This window comes from Streptomyces sp. NPDC006283 (assembly GCF_040613325.1).
In the GTDB taxonomy this organism is placed as follows: domain Bacteria; phylum Actinomycetota; class Actinomycetes; order Streptomycetales; family Streptomycetaceae; genus Streptomyces.
The window spans coordinates 1-2,240 of sequence record NZ_JBEXRZ010000429.1; the positions used below are offsets into that span (position 1 = coordinate 1).

The 2,240-nt window shown below is 66.6% G+C and carries 3 protein-coding genes; 2 read left to right on the forward strand and 1 reads right to left on the reverse strand.

The window, feature by feature from the left end; translation table 11 throughout:
- Positions 1 to 231: 231 nt before the first annotated feature.
- Positions 232 to 378, reverse strand: a complete 147-nt coding sequence (locus ABZ070_RS36940) for a helicase associated domain-containing protein (protein WP_356640536.1) — start codon at positions 376 to 378, stop codon at positions 232 to 234.
- 322 nt (positions 379 to 700) lie between these two features.
- Between ABZ070_RS36940 and ABZ070_RS36945 the strand changes: the two genes are divergently transcribed.
- Positions 701 to 1,825 carry an IS30 family transposase gene (locus tag ABZ070_RS36945; RefSeq protein ID WP_356640538.1) on the forward strand — a complete coding sequence of 375 codons (1,125 nt, stop codon included), beginning with the start codon at positions 701 to 703 and terminating at the stop codon, positions 1,823 to 1,825.
- Positions 1,826 to 1,971: 146 nt separating this feature from the next.
- Positions 1,972 to 2,100, forward strand: a complete 129-nt coding sequence (locus tag ABZ070_RS36950) for a hypothetical protein (protein WP_356640540.1) — start codon at positions 1,972 to 1,974, stop codon at positions 2,098 to 2,100.
- Positions 2,101 to 2,240: the final 140 nt, after the last annotated feature.

Sequence of the window (2,240 nt, forward strand, 5' to 3'; positions counted from 1 at the left end):
AAGGGCGTGCGGGGCACGAAGCTCAAGGAAGACGACATCGTCGACCACTTCTTCGTCTCCACCACCCACCACTGGCTGCTGTTCTTCACCAACAATCCCCGGGCACCCGCCGTCCGACCGCACCCTCCACATCCTCCCGTGCTACGCCGGTGCCTGCGCCGCCGCTCCAGCCCGAGGCCGGCAAGCCGCTCCAACTGCGCCGCGATGAAACACGCTCATCGGGACTTGGTGTCATGCCCATTCCACGCCCAACTCCCGCAACGCGTCGAGCTGCTCCGCGGTGAGTTTGTCGCGCCTCGTTTTGGTGTTGGAGATCCATACGCCCAGCTTGATGGCCATCGGTTCGGTCTCGTCGGCGACTGCCCCATGCGGGCCCACGATCATGCTGCTAGCGGCGGTTCGCGATCACAGCGCGCCGCCCACCGTGCACCGGCCAGCAGCAACAGAGCCGACAGCGGCGGCCGCCTCTGGCTCAGGGCACTGATCGAGGAGTCCGGGCTGAGTTACGACGGCGTCGCCCGCGCCGTGAAAGCCGTCGCGTTGGAAAGCGGCCAGCGGCTGGGGACGCTGGTGGTTCGCAGTGCGCCGGGTCATGGGGCCTGCCCTCGATATACCCCTTGAGTTCTATCGGTGGTTGCGAATGCTCTGGAAGGAGAGTGTTCGCATGCCGAGGTACGCCCCCAACAGAGTGCCGACTGCGGTGAAGAAGAGGTACTTCGAGCTGCTCCACGAGGGATACCGAGGTGCGGCTGCCGCCCGCCAGGTCGGGGTGTCCACGAGCTGCGGTTCGCTGTGGTTCATCGATGCTGGCAGCATGATCGTTCCTGACGCCGGCCCGATATCGCCGCGCTTCCTTACCCAGGATGACCGCATCGCGATCGCCGATGGCCTGCACGCCGACCAGAGCGCGAAGCGGATCGCTGCCTCGATCGGGAAGAGCTTTCCGAGCGTCTACCGGGAGATCAAGCGCAACAGCAAGCCGGACGGCCGCTACAACCCCTGGTGGGCCCACAATCAGGCCCTCCTGCGTCGCAGGCGCCCCAAGGAGGAGAAGATCCGGGCCGGCGAGTCGCTGCGAACGTTCGTGCGCGAGAAGCTCGCTGAGAAGTGGTCCCCTCAGCAGATCTCGCGCCACCTGGCCCGCGAGCACGGCCACGACACATCGATGCGAGCATGCCCAGAGACGATCTACCGGGCCCTGTTTGCCGGCCGTCTCGGTCGGCGCGACGCCAAGCTCCGTACCGGCCGGACCCGACGAAAGAGGCAGCGCCGCGGCGTGCCCACCCCGAACAAGATCAAGAACATGACGCTGATCCACCAGCGCCCCCTCGAGGTCAACGATCGTAGATCTCCGGGGCATTGGGAGGGCGACCTCATCATCGGCCGCGGACAGGGGTCAGCGATCGGCACCCTGGTCGAGCGCACCACCCGCTACGTCCAACTGATCCATCTGCCGGGCGGCTGGAAGGCCCCGCAGGTGCGCAACGCGGCTCATCACGCAGACCGCGCACATCCCGCCCCAAATGAGGAGAACCTCACCTGGGACCAAGGGCGCGAACTGACGCTCCACGAGGACATCGAGGCCCTGACCGGCTTCCGGATCTACTTCTGCGACCCTCACTCGCCCTGGCAGCGCGGCACCAACGAGAACATGAACGGCCTGCTGCGGCAGTACTTTCCCAAGGGCACCGACCTGTCCGTCCACACCGCACAAGACCTTCGCGCCGTCGCCCGCCAGCTCAACCGCAGACCTCGCATCGTCCTCGGAGACAAGACCCCGGTCGAGGCCATGCGAGAATATCTTACAGGCCCATTGACCAGGTGATTCGCAACGATTGATGGAAACCGCCCCCGAGATACGGCTCCGCGTGCTCGACACGGTACCCGTCAACTGCCTTGCCCGGTTCACTGATTGAGCAAGCCCGGTGACACACCGTCCACCGGGATTTGGCCGAGTGAGAGGGGTTCGCCATGCAGAACCAGACGCGTCCGTGGGAGTCCGTCTTCGCCGGGCCGGCCGTCGTCGCCGTGCCCGCCGACACCGCCCGCTTCGACGAGAAGGCCGCCGAGACCTCGGACCAGGGCCGCTTCGAGGACTGATCCACAACCGCAGCCCGTGTAGCACCACCAGCGTCACCGGGGCCCGCGCCTGGCCCGAGAGCCGCGCGGGGCCCCGTCGCGTGTCACGCCCGGCGAGAAGGGAGAACAGACAGATGCTGACGCTTCCACCAGGTCGACGC

Coding starts and splice junctions, on each gene's coding strand:
- ABZ070_RS36950 (WP_356640540.1), top strand. CDS start 1,972: ATGCAGAACCAGACGCGTCCGTGGGAGTCCGTCTTCGCCGGGCCGGCC.